This window comes from Paenibacillus agri, from assembly GCF_013359945.1.
Lineage (GTDB): Bacteria > Bacillota > Bacilli > Paenibacillales > Paenibacillaceae > Paenibacillus_AQ > Paenibacillus_AQ agri.
In genome coordinates this window covers 92066-111156 of sequence record NZ_JABWCS010000213.1, presented here as the reverse complement: position 1 = coordinate 111156, position 19091 = coordinate 92066, and the positions used below count along the sequence as shown (strand labels likewise).

At 44.4% G+C, this 19091-nt stretch carries 17 protein-coding genes; 6 read left to right on the top strand and 11 right to left on the bottom strand.

Annotation, left to right across the window (positions count from 1 at the left end; translation table 11 throughout):
- Nucleotides 1–45: 45 nt before the first annotated feature.
- The 7 genes from HPT30_RS17780 to HPT30_RS17750 form a co-directional block, all read right to left on the bottom strand.
- Nucleotides 46–825 carry a COG4705 family protein gene (locus HPT30_RS17780; RefSeq protein ID WP_175372693.1) on the bottom strand — a complete coding sequence of 260 codons (780 nt, stop codon included), beginning with the start codon at nt 823–825 and terminating at the stop codon, nt 46–48.
- A gap of 59 nt (nt 826–884) precedes the next feature.
- Nucleotides 885–1634 (bottom strand): ABC transporter permease, encoded by a 750-nt coding sequence (locus HPT30_RS17775; protein WP_175372692.1) that lies wholly within the window; start codon nt 1632–1634, stop codon nt 885–887.
- Entirely contained in the window at nt 1609–2364 is a 756-nt protein-coding gene (locus HPT30_RS17770; protein ID WP_175372691.1) for an ABC transporter ATP-binding protein, read from the bottom strand. The genes HPT30_RS17775 and HPT30_RS17770 overlap by 26 nt, the downstream gene beginning before the upstream one ends.
- 174 nt (nt 2365–2538) lie before the next feature.
- Entirely contained in the window at nt 2539–3234 is a 696-nt protein-coding gene (locus HPT30_RS17765) for a response regulator transcription factor (protein WP_175372690.1), read from the bottom strand.
- Nucleotides 3203–4696, bottom strand: coding sequence for a sensor histidine kinase (locus HPT30_RS17760; protein WP_175372689.1), 1494 nt, complete (start codon nt 4694–4696; stop codon nt 3203–3205). The genes HPT30_RS17765 and HPT30_RS17760 overlap by 32 nt, the downstream gene beginning before the upstream one ends.
- A 95-nt stretch (nt 4697–4791) precedes the next feature.
- On the bottom strand, nt 4792–5352 hold the full coding sequence (locus HPT30_RS17755; RefSeq protein WP_175372771.1) for a DedA family protein: 561 nt from the start codon (nt 5350–5352) through the stop codon (nt 4792–4794).
- Nucleotides 5353–5546: 194 nt separating this feature from the next.
- Nucleotides 5547–5936 carry a winged helix-turn-helix transcriptional regulator gene (locus HPT30_RS17750; RefSeq protein ID WP_175372688.1) on the bottom strand — a complete coding sequence of 130 codons (390 nt, stop codon included), beginning with the start codon at nt 5934–5936 and terminating at the stop codon, nt 5547–5549.
- 171 nt (nt 5937–6107) lie between these two features.
- Here HPT30_RS17750 and ahlS point away from each other — a divergent pair, with 171 nt between their 5' ends.
- From ahlS to HPT30_RS17725, 5 genes are all read left to right on the top strand, one after another.
- Nucleotides 6108–6956: an AhlS family quorum-quenching N-acyl homoserine lactonase gene (gene ahlS / locus HPT30_RS17745; protein ID WP_175372687.1), complete on the top strand. Its 849-nt coding sequence runs from the start codon at nt 6108–6110 to the stop codon at nt 6954–6956.
- Nucleotides 6957–7201: 245 nt separating this feature from the next.
- Nucleotides 7202–8383: a multidrug effflux MFS transporter gene (locus tag HPT30_RS17740; protein ID WP_175372686.1), complete on the top strand. Its 1182-nt coding sequence runs from the start codon at nt 7202–7204 to the stop codon at nt 8381–8383.
- Nucleotides 8384–8995: 612 nt separating this feature from the next.
- On the top strand, nt 8996–10123 hold the full coding sequence (locus HPT30_RS17735) for a helix-turn-helix domain-containing protein (RefSeq protein WP_175372685.1): 1128 nt from the start codon (nt 8996–8998) through the stop codon (nt 10121–10123).
- Between the two features lies 1 nt (nt 10124).
- On the top strand, nt 10125–11966 hold the full coding sequence (locus HPT30_RS17730) for an ABC transporter ATP-binding protein (protein ID WP_175372684.1): 1842 nt from the start codon (nt 10125–10127) through the stop codon (nt 11964–11966).
- Nucleotides 11963–13789, top strand: coding sequence for an ABC transporter ATP-binding protein (locus HPT30_RS17725; RefSeq protein ID WP_175372683.1), 1827 nt, complete (start codon nt 11963–11965; stop codon nt 13787–13789). Before HPT30_RS17730 ends, HPT30_RS17725 begins: the two co-directional genes overlap by 4 nt.
- Nucleotides 13790–13945: 156 nt before the next feature.
- Here the strand turns inward: HPT30_RS17725 and HPT30_RS17720 are convergent, their stop codons facing one another.
- The 3 genes from HPT30_RS17720 to HPT30_RS17710 all read right to left on the bottom strand — a co-directional run bounded on the left by HPT30_RS17720 (nt 13946) and on the right by HPT30_RS17710 (nt 17205).
- Nucleotides 13946–14905: a hypothetical protein gene (locus HPT30_RS17720; RefSeq protein WP_175372682.1), complete on the bottom strand. Its 960-nt coding sequence runs from the start codon at nt 14903–14905 to the stop codon at nt 13946–13948.
- On the bottom strand, nt 14872–15498 hold the full coding sequence (locus tag HPT30_RS17715; RefSeq protein ID WP_217622426.1) for an RNA polymerase sigma factor: 627 nt from the start codon (nt 15496–15498) through the stop codon (nt 14872–14874). The genes HPT30_RS17720 and HPT30_RS17715 overlap by 34 nt, the downstream gene beginning before the upstream one ends.
- Nucleotides 15499–15603: 105 nt before the next feature.
- Nucleotides 15604–17205 (bottom strand): peptide ABC transporter substrate-binding protein, encoded by a 1602-nt coding sequence (locus HPT30_RS17710; RefSeq protein WP_175372681.1) that lies wholly within the window; start codon nt 17203–17205, stop codon nt 15604–15606.
- A 206-nt stretch (nt 17206–17411) separates the two neighbouring features.
- On the opposite strand from HPT30_RS17710, the gene folE2 reads away from it, so the two are divergent.
- Complete coding sequence (gene folE2, locus HPT30_RS17705) at nt 17412–18323, top strand: GTP cyclohydrolase FolE2 (RefSeq protein WP_175372680.1); 912 nt, start codon at nt 17412–17414, stop codon at nt 18321–18323.
- 34 nt (nt 18324–18357) lie between these two features.
- Here folE2 and HPT30_RS17700 read toward each other — a convergent pair whose 3' ends face one another.
- Nucleotides 18358–19056, bottom strand: coding sequence for a polysaccharide deacetylase family protein (locus HPT30_RS17700; RefSeq protein ID WP_175372679.1), 699 nt, complete (start codon nt 19054–19056; stop codon nt 18358–18360).
- Between the last annotated feature and the right edge of the window lie 35 nt (nt 19057–19091).

Sequence of the window (19091 nt, the reverse complement as noted above, 5' to 3'; positions counted from 1 at the left end):
TCGCTTGCCTTCTAGTTCAGCATTGGTTTCAGAGAATGAAAGAGACTACAGAGAAACCTGATCTTTCTTGGTTTTGGTCAAATACAGAACCAGTCCCAGAATAATAACGATAAAAATAATGCTGGTACCAGTCGTCCCCAGCTCAAGTCCGCCTTCACTATGGGGCTGTGATAAGTAATCTCCCAGTGACGCCCCCATAGGGCGGGTCAGAATATACGATAGCCAAAACGCCACAACAGCATTCAGCTTCAGGCGGAAGTGTGCCAAGGTAATCAATCCAATAATAGTGGCAAAGATCACTGCAGAGACCAGGTACCCTAGGTTCATACTTTCGGCGACAAGATCACCGGCTGCTGTTCCCAATGCAAAGGTGAAGAGAATCGCCAGCCAGTAGAACGCTTCCCGCTTTCTTGTGGTAATGGAATGGATCGACAACGTCTTCTCGCTTGCATACCAAGCCACAAAGGTAACCAGCAGGGCCAGAGAGAAATAAAGAGTGGTTGATTCCAGCGGAACTCCGAGATTGTCAACGAGATTGTCAGTAATTAGCGTCCCTACAACGCTAATCAGTACGACTGCCAGCCAATACAACGAAGGAATATATCTATTGGCCGACATTTGAAAAAACAGCGCGACAATCAGCAGACCCGTTATTGCGAGAGTGGTGATTGTTAATCCCCAATTCAAATTGAAATTGAGATAATCTGCTGCCGTTTCTCCCACAGTCGTAGCCATGATTTTAATCATCCAGAAAAAGATCGTGACCTGCGGAACCTTGTTCCATAATTGGAGTTCTCTCTCTACTAAAGTGCTTGTGCTATTCATCGACCCATTCCCCTTCCATATAACAGCATGAATGATTTGCTTACCACCAAAATTCCAGGCTAGACCTCCTTCCTCTCGAAGAAGATATAGCCTAGGGCCAAAAACATAACCAGGCTGGATAACACAAATACCGAACCCGTTGCCAGCTTGGCAACGGAGATGGAATGTCCTAGCCATAAGGAATACCAGCCTGTATATGAAGTTATGGAGAAGGAGGAGAAGCCTTGCAGAAAGTAAGGAGCGGCTTTGGTCCCTGCGTATATTAGAATTGAGAACACAAGAAAGCCGCCAGCACTCCGGAAAAATTGGGCCATGCATACAAACAAGGCTGCAAGGGACCACATGGACAGGAACGCTGCTACGTAAGCTTTTAGTAATCCGAAAGCGTCGATACTTCCGGTGCCTGAGGTTCCAAATATTAGATTACACAAGGTGCTCACGGTTCCAAGAAGAAGCAGCAATGCTCCGATCGCTACCCCCAGCGCAAGAAACTTAGCCATATAAGCACCTAATCTCGTAATGGGCCGCAGCAGGGCCAGTTTCAAGGTCCTAGAGGAGACTTCCTGTGGAAATAAATCAGCAATCTCCAGAAACAGAAACAGCGGAATCAAGAAGATTGTATAGATCTCCAGCATCTGGACTGGATAGGTTGGACTGACTGTAAACAGTCCCAGAACAGGCTGCAGCGAATGAAATAGTGCAATCAGCAGCAACGGAATGAATACGGATATTGCGAAGAAGAAGATTGTCTTTTTACGATAGATCATGAGCTGGAGTTCGTTTTTAAATCCTGCTGTCAAGCCGTCCATGGTTCATCAGCTCCTTTCCTTTTTGAAGTTCCGCGATATAATACTGCTCCAGAGAATGATTATCCGTTAGCAGCTCCTGAACGTTGCCTTCACGGATCAGAACGCCTTGATTCAAGATCCCTACTCTGTTGCAGAGCTGCTCCAATTCATGAATCATATGACTGGAAATCAGGAAGGTAATCCCCTGTTCAGCAGATAGTTGTTGTACTAGCGCGCGGAAGTGAACCACCCCTTCAATATCCAGTCCATTCGTCGGCTCATCCCAGATGACAAGTTCGGGGGAGTGCAGAATCGACGAGGCCATGGCAAGCTTCTGTTTCATGCCGGTGGAAAAGTGTCTTATTTTTTCTTTGCCAAAAGCGGCTAAACCCACAGCCTCAAGTACTTCATCAATCCGTTGCGCCCGGATATTCGGATAAAAGCTGGCATTCAGTTTCAAATATTGAATCGCGGTGACATAATCATAAAAATCAGCGGATTCAATCATACAACCCACCTTCCGCATCCCTGATGCGAAGGAACGCTCCAAATCTTGTCCGAACAATGAAATGCTTCCGAAGCTTGGAGAAATGAGTCCGGTCAGCATTTTTAGAAGGGTCGTTTTGCCGGCACCATTAGGTCCGAGCAATCCGTAGATATCACCTTTTTGCAGCGACAGATTCACACCGCTAATGCCTCTGCCGTTACGGAATTCCTTGCTTACTTCTGTTAACTTCGCTATATCCTCCATGTCTACTCCCCCTTAGCTATAATGTCTAGTTCCCGGAAGCTTTCCCGCAACATTAGACTACTGGGTAAATCTAAAATGGCTGTGAACAGACTCTTAAATAATTATTAACTCCCCTGATAACAAAAAAAGCCAAAGCATCATCCACAGATTAGCTTTGACTTTGCCATATTCATTTTAAGGACGGAATCGATAGCCCGCTCCCCATAACGTCTCAATATACACTGGATTGGCGGAGTCCTCTTCGATTTTCTCCCGCAGTTTGCGGATATGCACGGTCACCGTCTGGGTATCGCCAAGCGAGTCAATGCCCCATAACCGCTCGAAGAGCTGGTCTTTACTGAATACATGATTGGGGTGCTGGGCAAGAAAATAGAGCAGATCAAATTCCTTGGTCGTCAGCGTGACCTCCTCATCTCTGACAAAAGCACGGCGGGAGTCGGGGTTCAAACGCAGCCCCCTGATTTCAAGCTCTGTCGTGGAAAATCCACTCCCGCTCCCCTTCAGACGGTCATAACGTGACAAATGGGCTTTTACTCTGGCGACCAGTTCAGCAGGCTTGAAGGGCTTGGTCATATAGTCATCCGCGCCAAGCCCAAGACCGCGTACAATATCTATATCCTCCCGTCGTGCAGTGACCATTAGGATAGGAATATCCAGCACGTCACGGATTTTTTTGCACACCTCAAAGCCACTCAGCTTGGGCAGCATCACATCCAGCACGATTAATTCAAATTTGCCGCTAAGACTTAGCTCCAGCCCCTGTTCTCCATCAACAGCAATCTCCGTTCGATATCCGTTCATCTCCAAATAATCCCGCTGAAGCTCAGCAATGGAAGGCTCATCTTCTACGATCAGTATCGTTCTCTGCATGGACCAGCGCCTCCTCTTCTATCGGTAATACAATTCGAATCACCATTCCCTCACCTTCCTGGCTGTCCGCATAAATGCCCCCCCCATGCTCTACTATGATCTGCTTAGCGATGGCAAGACCAAGACCACTCCCGCCTGTTTTCGTATTTCTGGACTGCTCCGCACGGTAAAACCGTTCGAATATATGCTCAGCGGCTTCCGAAGGAACACCAGGACCATTGTCTCCAATAGCCAGTGTAAGGGCGTGATTTTCTATCCGGGTGCTAACGGTGATCTTCTTATTCGGCTTATCCATATATTTCAGACTGTTCTGAATGATGTTGCCGAGCACTCTCTTAAACGAGTCACGGTCTACAGCAACCTTGGCTGCTTCCCCGCCGTCCATATCAATTTGCAAATCTACCTTCTGTTTTTCCAGCTCCACCTTCAGCTCGTCCGCCCAGTCATTTAGGAAAGGGAAAATCGGTACGGATTCAAAGGAAAACGGCAGCTTCTGCATATCCAGCTTGGAGTACAAAAATAATTCATCAATCAGATGATCCATTTCACCGGCTTTGGCGGCGATGGTGCGCATGTATTTTTCAGTTTTTTCGGGTGAGTCTGCAACACCTTCCAAGATTCCGTCCACGTAGCCTTTTATAGCAGTTATCGGTGTTTTTAAATCATGGGAAATATTCGTAATCAATTCTTTGCGGTTGTTCTCATATTGCTGCTGGACTTGAATAGACGCCTGAAGCCGTGACCTCATCTCTTCAAAGGCCATGCCTAACTGTCCGAGCTCATCCTTGCCGCGGATCTCCACCTTGAAATCAAGATCACCGTCAGTCACCATCCGCGCAGCTTTACGCAGTTCAAGCAAGGGACGGATAATTCGTCTCGACATATAGGTTGTCAGCAAGGTATGTGTCAGCAAGAGGACTACGACGGTGGAGAGGAATAAAATCGGAAAAAACGTTCGCACGAATTGAACCAAAGGGTCGATTTTACTCACCAAAAAAATACTTACCGGTTCAGCATCCTTGGATAATAGATCAAACTGAGCAATCTGATACGAGTCATTGTTATATTTCTCCCGATAGGGCTCATTATGAGTTCCAGCTTGTTTGAAATCCGGCAGGCTGTCGATCAGCCCTTTCTTAAGGAGGAAATCGTCTGATGCATACAAAGCCTTATGGTCAGCACGAATATAAATATAAGTGTTCTTCTTGAGCATATCTGCGGATAAATCATTCAAAAAAACAGGGTCTGTTAGTAATTCTTTATTCTGCATGAAGGTGTGTTTGATCAGATCGCGGGTATCCCTCTCTTCCATACCATCAAATTTACTCCCATAGGCACTTTCAAGGCTTTGCACATCCCCATGATAGACGATAGTTAGCAGTATAGCTGTTATCAGAATCAGAAGCAGCGGTACTACCAGCATTGCCGCGTACGACAGCAGAAATTTCATTCGAATGGACATCTCGGCCAATCACCCTACCTCTATTTGTTTCAGGATGCACTTATCATATGTCATTTCACATGAGATCTAAAAGTACAACCTCCGTTGCTCTAAAGTCAGACTGTTCGATCCTTTCTTCTGCGCAGCAACCACCACACGAGAAGCAGCAATACCACACCGCAAATGCCATAGCTAACTGGTCTTAAATAGTGTTCCACAATACTCCAGTTTCCTCCCAAACGATATCCCAAATACAGCAGGGTCAAATTCCAGGGAATACTGCCTAGCAAGGTAAATACTGCAAACTTCCAGGTCTTCATGCCTGCAATCCCTGCCGGTAAAGAGATAAAGGTACGGACAAAGGGCAGCATACGGGTGAAAAATACAGTACTCTCCCCAAAACGATGGAACCAGCGTTCCGCTTGCTCCAGATGATGCTCATTCAGCAAAATATATTTGCCATACTTCTGGAGCAGGCGCCGTCCCCCGGCCCGGCCTACATAATATGCAAGGATTGAACCCAAGAGATTCCCGATGATTCCGGCTACAGCTACGTCCACAAATGAAAGTGAGCCTTGAGCAACCAGCCAACCACCGCTGAGCATAATTACCTCGCTTGGAATCGGAATGCAGGCGCTCTCCAGAATCATGCCTATCCATATCCCCCATACTCCCATTGTGTTTACCAGATGCAGGGCTGTTTCAGATATCCAGGATAATAATTGGTGCACGAATATTCACTCCGTTTCAATTCAAGAATTCGTCTAAACCAATGTAATGCCCAAGTATGAACTGGTTATGAAACAATTCTTAAGGAATTCTTAATTCATACATAACTCTCGCATCGCCAAAAAAAGAGGCTATTACTTGCTTAGCCTCGTTCTGGTAATGTCCGATCATAGTTGGCCCTTGCCTCTTCGACTTCTGAATAATTCGTTCTGCCCCACTGCCTTAGTTCTTTCATTGGTTCAAGTAAGGTTTCGCCTAATGCAGTTAGCGAATAGTCCACGATTGGTGGCACCACCGGTGTGATATGGCGTTTTACGATTCCATCTCGCTCCAGCTTTCGCAGCGTTTCTGTCAGCATTTTTTTGGAAATGCCATCAACTTTTCTGGAAATTTCCCCATACCTGATCTGGCCGTTCTCTAATGCATAAATGACGAGCCCTGTCCATTTGTTGGAAATAATATCAAGGACCCTGCTATAGCCACAGCCTGCCAGCGTAAAGTCGGGTTGTTTTTTTCTATTGGAAGATGTCATACCTTTTCCCCCTTATGAACTTTTAAGTATCCTGGGCACTTTAAAGTGCCTCCTTATGTAAGTTTAGATTTTAGATTAAGGTATGTCTATACCTGCCGCCACACTAGCGTAACTGTTACGAGTGAAGTGTGCAATGGAATGAAATTAACTCTTCATCAGGAGGAAATGAGTATGTCGAACATGATTAAACCACGCCCTAAACTGTACGTAATGGATAACGGAGTGATGAGTATGGACAAGAACTGGATCATCGCCATGCATAATCCGGCTACGATTAATAACCCTAATGCGGCAACGCAATTCGTTGAATTTCCGATCTATACCGTGTTGATTGACCACCCTGAGGGAAAGATTTTATTCGATACTGCATGTAATCCCAGTTCGATGGGCCCTGAAGGACGTTGGGCTGAATCTACCCAATTGTCTTCTCCATGGGTCGCCAGTGAGGAATGTTATCTGCATAACCGGCTGGAACAGCTGAACGTACGACCCGAAGACATTCGGTACGTCATTGCTTCCCATTTGCATTTGGATCATGCGGGATGCCTGGAGATGTTCACAAACGCGACTATTATCGTAAATGAAGATGAGTTGAACGGTGCGCTGCAGAGCTATGCCCGTAATATCAAGGACGGTGCTTATGTCTGGGACGACATTGATGCCTGGATTAAGAACCATCTGCAGTGGAAAACCATCAAACGCCAGGAGGATAACCTGGAACTCGCTGAAGGCATTAAGATCCTCAATTTTGGCAGCGGACATGCTTGGGGCATGATTGGCTTGCACATAGAACTGCCGGAAACGGGAGGAATCATCCTCGCCTCGGATGCGATCTATTCAGCAGAAAGCTACGGTCCACCCGTCCGGCCGCCAGGCATTATTTATGATCTGCTTGGGTACCGGGAGACAGTAGAAAGGATCCGCACACTGGCTACACGTACGAATTCTCAAGTATGGTTCGGCCATGACGGGAATCAATTCAAGCAACTCCGTAAATCTACTGAGGGCTATTACGAATAAAAGGTTCAACTGAATAGATGTATAGTAATAATAGCCTGGGATAGTTGACTTGGCATATCAAGCATGTTAACCTAGGCCGAGCATTAACAATGATTTACAAACCCTCCTACACTCATAACAATGAAAGGTAATTCAACAAATGATGATTTATAGTCGTCTTGCCATCATGATGCCCCCCTTTCCCTAGCTAGGCTCATATTCTTGTTGTCGTAACAGAGTATAAGCTTGTAGGAGGGCTAAATATAATGAAGAAATTTGCAGTACCATCGTTGCTTTTAATGATTGTTCTTGTGGCTTTTCCACAAATTAGTGAGACCATCTATACCCCATCTCTACCGGATCTGGCAGCGGCACTTGGGGTATCTAATAGTTCCGTACAATTCACATTAAGCATCTATTTTATCGGATTTGCTCTGGGCGTCTTCTGTTGGGGCTGGTTGTCTGACCTGATCGGACGCAGACCTGCGATGCTAGGCGGTCTCATCGTCTATGGCATCGGAAGCTTGATGTGTTTTTATGCGAATTCCATCGATTGGCTTCTGGTGAGCCGTTTTATCCAGGCTTTTGGTGCTGCAACAGGCTCGGTCGTCACCCAAACGATGCTCCGCGAAAGTGTGTCCGGTGAGAGAAGACATGTCATGTTCGCTCAAATATCGGCGGTTATTGCGTTTACCCCTGCTGTCGGACCGCTTATTGGCGGCTGGGTTGACCAGGTCTTCGGCTTCAGGGCGGTGTTCTTTGTCCTTGTAGTGATGAGTGTGTTCTTGTTTATGTATGCCTTCTTGAAACTGCCAGAGACAACAAATGTCTCTCAAAGATCAAAGGTCGCAATACTGCCAGTAGTTCGAAGAATGCTTGCAATGCCTCGTGTGCTGGTGTTCGGAGGATTAATCGGTGGAATTAACGGGGTATTATTCAGTTATTATGCCGAAGCGCCCTTCATTTTTATTGAACATTTTGGGCTATCCCCAGGCGTGTACGGTTTTATGGGCATTATCGTAGCTCTGGCCTCCGTTGTCGGGGCTATGATCTCCAGAAGATTATTACCGCTTTATGCACCCGAAAAGATCATTCATCGCGGCTGTCTAGTCATGACCGGCGGAGCGTTACTCTTAACGCTAGGAAGCAGCCTGTCTGGGGTGCCAGACATCCTTGCCGTCATCTGTATGTTAATGGCTATATTCGTGATGTTGATTGGAGCCGGCATGGCTTTGCCTAATTGCCTGAGTCTCGCCCTTGTTCAGTTCCACGATGTAATTGGTACAGCTGGGGCAATATTCAGCTTGGGGTATTACTTGCTGGTGAGCCTAACAACATGGGGAATGAGCTTTCTCCATAATGGTTCATTGCTGACAATGCCTTTATATTTTCTGGCGATCAGCAGTGTAATGTGGTGGCTTGGCAGAAGATTTATTACTGAGGAATAATCTTTTTGAAATAATTTTTAAAAAATAATAAAACACCAAGAAGAAGTGCAGCGGGGCGACACTTCAAACACATAAGAGCAGTCCAGAACTATTTATTAGTTTCTGAACTGCTCTTTTTTTCGAGCGGGAAATCCATTATCTTTCGGCGCTCTGCTACGTAATAATCAAGACTTTTAAAGAGGGCATTCTGTGAAAGTAAGATTAGCTAAAGGATCTAGTAAACTAGCTCACAATCATGATGCTGCCATACATCAAATAAATTACCATCCAAATCCTCTAACACAAAAAATTTTCCATATTCCCCCTCATCACTAATATTCCTATCTTTACTTCTTCCGATTTCAAATAATTATGTAAAGATAAAATAATTTCCTCCTCTATTCTTACTCCAACAGAGATTCGATTATCCATGGTTTACCATATAAACTTTATCATACAAACATTTTCAGTTCCTCAAAATTGTTCAAATTGAATTACATCGTCAAATCACGAAATAAATATTTATCTTTACAAAAAATAGGATATGGTTTATTTTAACATTAAGTGATTATTGAACATTGATCAATCATACATAATATTTAAATTTCACTTTATTCAAAAATGGAGGCTAAGATGGCAGATACGATGAAGAATACCTTACTAAAGAACATTAATTTTGCTTACAACGAGGCTTTAGAATTCATTCTTTTCATGGGGATGATTGCTAATGAAGAGCAGATACGGACGTGGGCAGCGGATTATAAAATTGAACTGGATCCCCTTGCCTTATCCTATCATGAAGAAGCACGGTCACTTTTGTCGCCTCATGCACACCGGGAACTCCTGTTTTTCTTTCAATTTAACTTTTTTCATAAAGCACTGGACTTTGCTTTCTTTGAGTCCATCTGTACCTGGGCAGAACCACTAACGGCTGAAGCATGGATCACTCGTTTGGAGGAAAGCCCAGCCAAGAAGGTAGTTGCAGAGATGGTATACGGCGTATATTACGATAAATTAGAAGAACTACTCGATGGAAACGATTGGGAGGTCGTTAAAAAGGATTTTCGCTTAATGACAGAGCTTCTAACTAGAACAAAACCACATCATGAGGTTATTGAGGCTCATGGACCATTGTTCGAATGCCTCAATCATCCGGAGGATACGAAGCAACGTTATATGCAGCTCTTCAAACAGTTCTATCGAGATGTGTTTTCACTTTTGAAAGAGCCACTAAGAAAGGCATCTGAAGAAGCTTCCCGGCGGTATGAAGAAATGTTCCTAGATAATCCTGAACGATTTATTCGTGAGGTTAACAAAAATGAACCTGCCTTATATGACGTCCCTACTAATTTTCACGTTAGCTTCATAACTCAATTTGGAAACCATTGTCTCTTTTTTAACACATCAGAATCTGAACGTGTGGTAACAGTAATCTTCGGAGTACATAATGATCTTATATTCGGCCCTGCCGCCGATCGGGAGAAAACGGAATTATTCTTAAAGGCATTCTCGGATAAAAGACGTTTAGACTTCTTGTTACTATTACGCAATCGCCCTCACTATGGGCAAGAAATTGCAACAGCACTTGGCATCACACCCGCAGCGGTATCTTATCATGCCAACTTCTTATTCTTCTTAGACCTCATCGAGATCAAAAGAGAAGATCATCGGTTATATTACCATCTTCAAGTAGATAAATTGCGAGAACTGCTGGCTATCACTACCAAGGTCATGCTAGATGAGGAACCAGGGAGGATTTAATTTGAATAAATCGATGAATGCTCAAGCGGAGCCAACAAAGAAATCACGAGCCATTTCGAATACATTTATGCGTTTACTGAAACTTGGAAAACCCTATTTTGGCTGGTATCTCATATTGTGTATCTTGGCAGCAATCGTTTCTCTTGCAGCAGTTGGGATCGCTGAATCATTACGGCGGATAATCAATGCTGCTACGAATAAAGACTTGTCCAGTTTGATTTCCGGAGCAATTATTGCAATAGTAATCATTACTGTGGAGGCTTCGGCTAATTTTCTAAAAACTTACTTATCAGGTGTACTTGAGTTCAAATCCACCTCTAAGCTTCAGGTATCTGTTCTGTCCAGATTATTAAATGTTCAAATGAAAGATTTAGACCGTTATCATTCTGGCGATCTCATCAGTCGTATTAATGATTCTGCGACTGCTGCCCAACAAGGCATCAATCAGAAGACGATTGATCTCTTCAGTAATCTGATGCAAATTACATTTCTTCTGACCTATCTGCTCTCTCTCCAATATGCCTTAACCTTGGGGATGCTATTGATCTGCTCATTGGTTCCGCTTGTGATGCTTCCCTTTTCTTCTCGCCTACGTTCCATGCATGAGCAAAGACAGCACATTGAAACTACTCAACAAATGTTTATACAGGATACGGTACAGGGTGCTGAGGTTGTTCGTACCTTCTCCCTTGCGCCCAAGCTTCAGCAGCAATTCACAGGGCGGGTTATGAAATATTTGAAAATACATTTACCGGTCTCACGCTTAGAAGCTGTAGCTTATAATATGCCTCTTGCCGTTATTCTTGGTGGTTTGCTCTATGTTCTCTCCTATGGTGGATATCTCGTTATTCATGGTCGTTTGGATGTGGGCGCTGTGGCAGCCTTTCTTGTATGCTTCGAGCAAATTGCGAATCCAGTATCGAAGCTTGCGAATCTATGGACCGAATTACAAGGCTCTTTGGCGCAAGGTAAGCGGTTATTCGAGGTTCTCGATTTACAAAAAGAAGGTGTACGCCGTGATTCCAATGGTAAAGATCTTCATTTGGGAACCTCGACCAACACCAATCAAGCGGTCAGCGGATTATATCCTATTTCTTTTAACAACGTCGGTTTTGGTTATGGTAATGATCAAGTATTAACTAACGTCAATCTTACGATTCAGCCTGGTAAGGTAACCGCACTTGCCGGCCCTAGCGGTAGCGGAAAAAGTACCCTTCTTCAATTAATACTGTCATCATATGAGCCTAATGAAGGTACAATTCACTCCGGTAATCTGCTGTTAAACAGCATTCCACATCGATCATGGCGTAGCAATTTGGCTTATGTATCTCAGGAATCCTATCTATTCTCCGGAACACTCTATGAGAACATTGCGTGGGGAAGACCTGATGCTACTACTGAAGACATTATTGCAGCGGCACAAAGCGCAGGTATCCATGAGTTCATTATGACAACTCCTCATCAATATGAGACTTTTATCGGTGAACGGGGGCTTACATTATCTGGAGGCGAAAGACAGCGACTATCCATTGCCAGGGCGTTTGTCCGAAAGCCTAAACTTCTGCTTCTTGATGAGCCCACTGCAGCGCTCGACAGCCACAATGAAGAAATCATCGGGCAAGCACTACAAGAACTCATGCATGATCGAACTACCGTTGTTGTTGCCCACAGACTCTCTACCATCAGAAATGCAGATCATATTTATTACATGGAAGCAGGCTCTATTGTCGAAGAGGGGACCCATCTGGAACTCATGGATTTGAAAGGAAAGTATTATACAATGGTAGAGACAACATTGAACAACGATGACAAAACTACAGCGGTCATGGAGGAAGTACAATGAATATAACTGAATCCAAGGAGCTTAAACTAGGAAATGTGCTGCGTCGATTAATGTCTTATGCTAGGCCTTATCGTATTGGCTTTATTGTTGCTTTACTCCTCCTCTCCGCCAGGTTAGTCATGGATGTAGGAATTGCGGCTGTACAGCAGGTGTTTATTGATACGATCAACAGCTCCAATATGGATGCGCTTACGCGAATAACCGTTATTTGTGCCATTGTCTGTGTGATCATCATTTTCTGTCTCATGCTACAGCATTACTTCCGCTTTGTCATACAGAGTCGGATGGCCTGGGATATCCGTGGTAAGCTATTTGGCAAGAGCAACCGACTACCTTTTCAGCAAGTACAATCCATGCATTCCGGTGATTTGACTTCACGTAATAATCAGGATGCAGGAATAGCGATTGGTATGATTAATAGCATCGTATATGATTTAGGATATAACCTTCTTTTATGTTTTATTTCCTTTCTATACTTGGCCAAAACAGATGTCTGGCTCGCACTGCTTGCTCTCGGATCAGGACCCCTTGTATTTCTTTCTGGTCGCTTCTTTGATCGCAGGCTACGTAAATTATCTACTGAAATATATGCGAAAGAGGCAGAATTGCGTGGGATTCTACAAGAAACACTGCAAGGCATGGCAGTCGTCAGAGCTTTCTCACTAGAAGAAATTCTCTTAGACAAATATGCGTTAGAACGTGAGAAGTTACGAAGAATGCAGCTGAGAAGATCCCTTCTTAATGGACTCCTATGGCAATCTTCTGCTTTTATCAACAATATCATTATGATAACATGTGCGGCTTTAATAGCTTTATCTGCTTTAAAAGGTGGGACGACTGCAGGTGGAGTACTCGCCTTTATTATTCTGATGGGAAGGGTTCAATGGCCATTTGTCCATATGTCCCAAACATGGGGCAGTGTACAGGAAGCTTTAGGTGCATCAGACCGCGTATTCGCTATATTAGATTCACCTGATGAAGGAAACGATCACGCGTCACCAAAACCAGGCGTATTACCTGTAATTTCTGATGAAGTGGCTGCACTACAAATACAGAATGTCCATTACAGCTATTCATCTAACAAGAGTAATGAATCCCCGCTTTTTACTGGTATTAATGTCCACATCCAGCACGGTGAAACCATCGCTGTTGTAGGACCAAGCGGGTCGGGGAAAACGACCCTCATTCGATTATGCTGCGGGCTGTATGAGCCAAGTGCAGGCAGTATCTCTGTTTATGGAAAATCTATTTTTGATCAGCTTGAAGAAGCCCGGGCAATGATCACCTATGTTCCACAATCTCCTTATTTGTTCTCAGGGACGATCCGGGATAATATTGCTTACAGCTCTAGTACAGCAACGGATGAAGAAATAGAGCAAGCCGCCCGTCTAGCAGGTGCAGAGGAATTTATATCGAAGCTGCCTAACGGTTATGACACTTTGCTGGGTGAGCATGGATCCACTCTATCCGGAGGACAAAGACAACGTATAGCTATTGCCAGAGCTTTTCTACGTAATGCTCCACTCCTTCTTCTGGATGAAGCTACCTCCGCTCTCGATAATGAGTCCGAACGTATGGTTCAGGAATCTCTTGATTTGTTAATGAAGGATCGAACAACACTAGTGATTGCGCACAGACTCTCAACCGTAAGAGAAGCATCTAGAATTATCGTCTTAGATCAAGGTGCTATTGTTGAGGAAGGCACACATGATTCTTTGTTAGAAAGAAATGGACTTTACGCACAGTTATATAACATTCAATTTAACGCTTCAGAGCAAGAAGGCAATCCTGTAGATGAATTAACAGCTACATTTCCCGCTTAGAATCACAACAAGTTAGATTTATTACAAAAAGAAGGGGCTGTCCCATAAGAAGATATATCTTGGGGATCAGCCTCTTTTGTTGTGCTTCACTTTATGAGCCCTCGACCACATGACAGCTTCCTTCTTCATCATCCGTGGCTAGCGCAACGGCAGAAATCACTCTGTAACCATACTCTCTGCCATCTTTATAAGCTCCTTTTTACTCACCAGTCCAGGCTTATTCACCATTATAGAGTAAGCAGCCCCTTGCTTGCTATCATACCAGGTGATCGTTTCGCCAAGAATAGGCTGATTGAGATAGACGGCCTCTACTTGCTTTAACTGGATGATCTCGGACGTGGCATCCGGCGATTTAGTCAAGCTGATTCCCAGGCCATAACTGGCCGTAATGCCTACAGCAGTATCATTCTTCCCATCTGTTAAATGGAGGACTGACGAGGAAGCTTTGGAACCCTGCAGTTTCTCGATAAATAATTTGTCATTATTATTGGAAGCATTCGCCCGATCGATTAGCTTTTGTTTTAACGGTTCGCTCTCCTTACCAAGAGGCATCTCAAGAAATACTTTACCGTATGAGAAGCTTAACCCTTTGGGAAGATACACGGGCTGCTGAAGTCTCGGTGCCGAAGTCCGGGCCTGCTCAGCCAAGAACTCTTTATAGGATCGATAATTTATAGGTAGTTGCTCAAATTTAAGTTCATTTACTGTGTCATAGCCGTTCAGCTTGTTTATATAATCATCTTTGATGTAGTAAGCCGCCAATTCGCCGGGTTTTAAAAGACTCAGTACTTGTCTCCCGTATATCTCCAATTCATTGCTCAGCTTATCAGGCAACGATGGTGATGGATCGGTCGTTTTAACCACAACCTCCCCTTTACTATTGAAGATTTGAAGGTGTCCAGAGGCCGCATAAGCGGTAAATGAGAGCAGAAAAACACAGCTTACAGCAATGGATAGAACTGTTTTTCTTTTAACGGGCCGGGATTTGGTAGCATTGGTATGCCCCATCTTCTCAATTTCCTGTCTTATGCTGGATGTGAGGTCTATCTCTCGAAAATGATCGTCAGAAACGGAGTACCTTCTTAACTCTTCGTCTGAATCCATGTATGCTCCCATTGGCCTTCCTCCTGAGATATATTGATGTCTTCCTTAACCTTTTTGCGAACCCGGGTGATTTTTTTACGAACAGCTTCCGGGCTTTTGCCTGCAATTTCTCCGATCTCTGTATAGCTCTTATCATGAAAAACATACAGAATCAGCAAGCTTCTTTCCTCCCCAGAAAGTTTGGTCAGTGCTTTAGAAAGTGGCTCATTGAATACCCCTTTTAAGTACTCCTGTTCGGCGCTCTCTGCTACAATATGTCCTTTCCAGATCCGGCTCAGCTTATTGTATAATTGGCGTTTGCGAATCAGATTCAGACAATGATTGTAAGCAATCTTGTACAGCCAAGCGCTGAAGCTGACGGCCTGCGCATAGCTATAGATTGACTTATAGGCTTTCAGAAAAATATCCTGCACCGCATCCTCAGCATCCTGCTCGTCACCCAGCAGACGACAGCAGTAGATAAATAACTGCCGCTGGTACGCCTCTACAATCGGGATGAATGCTTCCGTCGTGCCCTGCTGCACCTGTTGAATATAATCTTCGATCCCTGTGGTGTCGATGTGTAGTCCCCCTCTCTCTTTATGAATACTTATATAACAATGCAAGTCACTAGAAACAGATACATCTACCTAATATTTCACAGGCTAACAGCTAAAAAAGCCCGCAAACGCGGGCATTATGTGGTGATCTTCAAAATTTCGCGTTAAATTTCACTGAAAATATCCTCTGCTGAATATAACGGATCTATCGTTATCAATATACACATTCCTGATATCGGGCTTACGTAAAACATCAACCACATAATAATACAACGGTATAATGACCATTTGGTCGATCAGAACTTTTTCTGCATTGGCTAATAGCTGCATGCGCTTGCGAGTATCAAAGGTCTGCTGGGCTTGTTTGATATAATTATCATACTGTGGGCTGCTCCAGCCTGAATCATTTGTGCCACTCCAAGAGGTGAAATACTCCAAAAAGGTTGCTGGATCATTGAAGTCCGCCCCCCATCCTGCTCTGGCTATGCTATAGCTCCCCTTATGCCGTTTATCGATCAGTTCTCCAAAGCTCTTCACTTCAATACTTGCATTAATTCCAAGGTTCTTCTTCCAATCTCCAATCACTGCTTGTGCTATAGTCTTATGACCGTCACCTTCGTTAATAATAATAGAGAAGCTTGGGAGTGCCTTCAGTCCCTCTTCCTTCAGACCCTCTTTTAGCAGCTGCCCAGCCTGTTTCAAATCCTCTTTAAAGTATGCCGTATCCGATATTTCAGAGCGAAAATCCGTTTTCGTTCCCCGAATCCCCCGAGCCACAAAACCATACGCTGGCGTGCCATAAGATAAGGCCTTCCGATCAATAGCCATCGCTAACGCTTTACGTATCTTTACATTTTTGAACGGAGCTTTGTTAAGATTAAATTGGTAAAAATACGTGCTGCCGTATGGCAAGTGGATCAAATCACCGAAAGTTTTGTCATCCAACCCTTCATAATCAATATTCTCTTCTCCGCCTACCCAATCTACATTATTCATAAGATAAGCTGATGTCACGGTGTTGATCCCATCCAGACTGATTCTTGGAACTAATACACGAACCTCTGAGAAAGAAATCTCTTTCGCCAAGTAGTAGTCGGGATTTTTGACCAATACGGCCTCATCGTCATCCCACGATTTAAGCTTGAATGGGCCATTAGTGACCATGGTTTTGTCCGTATTACCCCAATTCTTATTTCCCTTGACCGTGTCTGCATGAACCGGCAGATAGATTGGATGTGCAAGAATTTGGAGGAACTCAGGAGTTTTTTGCTTCAACTTCACTTGCAGCGTATTTTGATTTATTGCTTTGATACCGATCTTCGCAGGATCTTTCAAATTCCCGTTGTTATAGTCCTCTGCGCCAGCAATCACAAAGAAGCTGTACGCATAAAGAGTGTTAGCACTCGGTGCAAGGACCCGTTTCCATGCGTACTCGAAGTCTGACGCCTTCACCGGCTGCTGGTTGCTCCACTTGGCACCTGCTCGAAGGGTAAAGGTATACGTTCTGCCATCATCCGAAAGCGTCCATTTTTCAGCCATGCCGGGAACAGCTTGTCCTGCGTTATTCAGACGAACCAAGCCCTCAAATAATCCTTTCACGATCGTATAAGAACTACCCACCTCAGCCGCTGCTGGATCGAGCGATTCTGGCAGGTGTTCAACCCCGATTCGAAACACCTGCTGCGCCTTTGCAGCAGAAGCTACAGGTCCCTTAGATACACCCAGACTCATCAGCAAACTAAAGCATAAACACACATACAGCCATTTTTTCATCGACTAATCCCCTTCATTCTCTAAGCATGACTAACTTCCTTTACCCAGAAACTCTTCAGTCATTATAAACCAACTATTCAAACTTTTTTGTCGAATTATGGGAGCAAATATAAGACCTACTCACATAAAACTATTGACTTGTTATTAGTAATGTTTACTATTAATATAACAATTCATTTACTTTATAATAAGGAGCGTTACTATAGATGACCAGATCCTCTTTTCCAACAAAAAAAGAACGGCATGTGCTGTTCGGGTCTGTCCCGCCCGTTACCGGAAACAAGCCCACCCTTAAAGATCAGATGACCGACCTGCAGAATCATAGAGAAGATTATTTGTTTGCAATTGAAGAGGTCGGCATCACAAGAGTTAAGCATCCGCTCACCATCCATTCAACTATGGCACCTCATGTTCAGACGACCATAGCAAGCATAGAGTTGACTACGAATCTGGGTCAAAAGAGTAAGGGAATCAATATGAGCCGCTTGACAGAAACTTTGGAATCCTATCGGCAGGAAGGGTTATCTACAGATCTTGCTCAATTATGTAAATTGACAAAAGAACTAGCCGTAGTTATGAATCAGACTGGTTCGAAGCTGGTGATGGAGTTCCCTTGGTTCTATGAGCGTTCAGCACCTGCCTCTAATCTAATCGGGTTAGGGCATTCCGAGTTGTATATTGAAATAGCGTATGACGAGTCTAAGTACCGGAAGTTTGAAATTACGGTGGGTATTACTGTTGCTGTAACTACACTTTGTCCGTGTTCCAAAGAAATCAGTGAATACAGCGCGCACAATCAGCGGGGATTGGTCTCGATTCGGGTCAATGTTGACCCGCAGCTTCTGGACGACAATTGGAAGGTAATGCTGCTGGAAGCGGCTGAGTCGAATGCCAGTGCTGCGCTTCACCCCGTGCTGAAACGTCCTGATGAGAAAATGGTGACCGAGCGGGCCTACGAGAATCCTCGATTTGTCGAAGATCTCACTCGGCTGATTGCCGCTGATCTCTACGAATATGACTTTGTGGAGAGGTTCACAGTGGAATGCCGTAATGAAGAATCGATTCATCAGCATGATGCGATCGCCCGGATTTCTTTTGATAAAAGGCAAAAAAGCTGAGGTCCATAACCTGGATCCCAGCTCTCACTTTTTCCTAAGCCATCTCATCCAGACGCACGAATTGCAGGTTCCGGGTCTTCAGCTCTCCCAGTACCTCCTCCAGCGCTTGCATCATGTAGTACGGTGCATTCGGGTCTGCACCCATGGTCTCTCCGCTGTCGTGTAACAGGACAACAGAACCATCGGTAATTCGGCCTAAGAGTGTGGACTGTAAGCGGGTGCGGCAGACCCTGCTGCTCCAATCGCCGCCTTTTAGCGACCAAAGAACAATGCGGTAATGTCTGTAATGGAAAAAATCAAACAGGTTGATCAAGCCCCAAGGCGGGCGGTAATGGTTCGGCCGAATTCCAACAATCGATTCTATAATATCGGCAGAACGTTCCAGATGCTCACGCCGGATCGTACCGGGCAGCATCAGCCAGTTAGTCTTATGATAATAATTATGAATGCCGATCTGATGGCCTTCCCGATCCATCCTGCGGATGAGCTCCGGATACTGCTCTGCTTGCGCGCCAAGCACAAAAAAGGTTGCTTTAACTTGATACAATTCCAACAAATCTAATAATACCGGAGTATATTTCGGATGCGGGCCATCATCAAAAGTAAAAGCCACCTGCTTTTGAGCTCTTCCCTTGCGGAAAACACCAAAACCGGTCATTCGGCTGATCAAGCTGGGAACAAACATGTAACAAGAGGCTGCACACAATATTCCGCCTGCCAGGTATTTGAGCATGACTCTCCTCCATATGAAAAATAATGATGGTAAAT

What these genes read in the sequence shown, in the direction of transcription:
- HPT30_RS17750 (WP_175372688.1), bottom strand. Translation starts at nt 5,936, where the DNA reads ATGACATCTTCCAATAGAAAAAAACAACCCGACTTTACGCTGGCAGGC.
- HPT30_RS17780 (WP_175372693.1), bottom strand. Translation starts at nt 825, where the DNA reads ATGAATAGCACAAGCACTTTAGTAGAGAGAGAACTCCAATTATGGAAC.
- HPT30_RS17710 (WP_175372681.1), bottom strand. Translation starts at nt 17,205, where the DNA reads ATGAAAAAATGGCTGTATGTGTGTTTATGCTTTAGTTTGCTGATGAGT.
- HPT30_RS17720 (WP_175372682.1), bottom strand. Translation starts at nt 14,905, where the DNA reads ATGGGAGCATACATGGATTCAGACGAAGAGTTAAGAAGGTACTCCGTT.
- HPT30_RS17775 (WP_175372692.1), bottom strand. Translation starts at nt 1,634, where the DNA reads ATGGACGGCTTGACAGCAGGATTTAAAAACGAACTCCAGCTCATGATC.
- HPT30_RS17760 (WP_175372689.1), bottom strand. Translation starts at nt 4,696, where the DNA reads ATGTCCATTCGAATGAAATTTCTGCTGTCGTACGCGGCAATGCTGGTA.
- HPT30_RS17740 (WP_175372686.1), top strand. Translation starts at nt 7,202, where the DNA reads ATGAAGAAATTTGCAGTACCATCGTTGCTTTTAATGATTGTTCTTGTG.
- HPT30_RS17735 (WP_175372685.1), top strand. Translation starts at nt 8,996, where the DNA reads ATGGCAGATACGATGAAGAATACCTTACTAAAGAACATTAATTTTGCT.
- HPT30_RS17700 (WP_175372679.1), bottom strand. Translation starts at nt 19,056, where the DNA reads ATGCTCAAATACCTGGCAGGCGGAATATTGTGTGCAGCCTCTTGTTAC.
- HPT30_RS17770 (WP_175372691.1), bottom strand. Translation starts at nt 2,364, where the DNA reads ATGGAGGATATAGCGAAGTTAACAGAAGTAAGCAAGGAATTCCGTAAC.
- HPT30_RS17765 (WP_175372690.1), bottom strand. Translation starts at nt 3,234, where the DNA reads ATGCAGAGAACGATACTGATCGTAGAAGATGAGCCTTCCATTGCTGAG.
- HPT30_RS17725 (WP_175372683.1), top strand. Translation starts at nt 11,963, where the DNA reads ATGAATATAACTGAATCCAAGGAGCTTAAACTAGGAAATGTGCTGCGT.
- folE2 (WP_175372680.1), top strand. Translation starts at nt 17,412, where the DNA reads ATGACCAGATCCTCTTTTCCAACAAAAAAAGAACGGCATGTGCTGTTC.
- HPT30_RS17755 (WP_175372771.1), bottom strand. Translation starts at nt 5,352, where the DNA reads ATGGGAGTATGGGGGATATGGATAGGCATGATTCTGGAGAGCGCCTGC.
- ahlS (WP_175372687.1), top strand. Translation starts at nt 6,108, where the DNA reads ATGTCGAACATGATTAAACCACGCCCTAAACTGTACGTAATGGATAAC.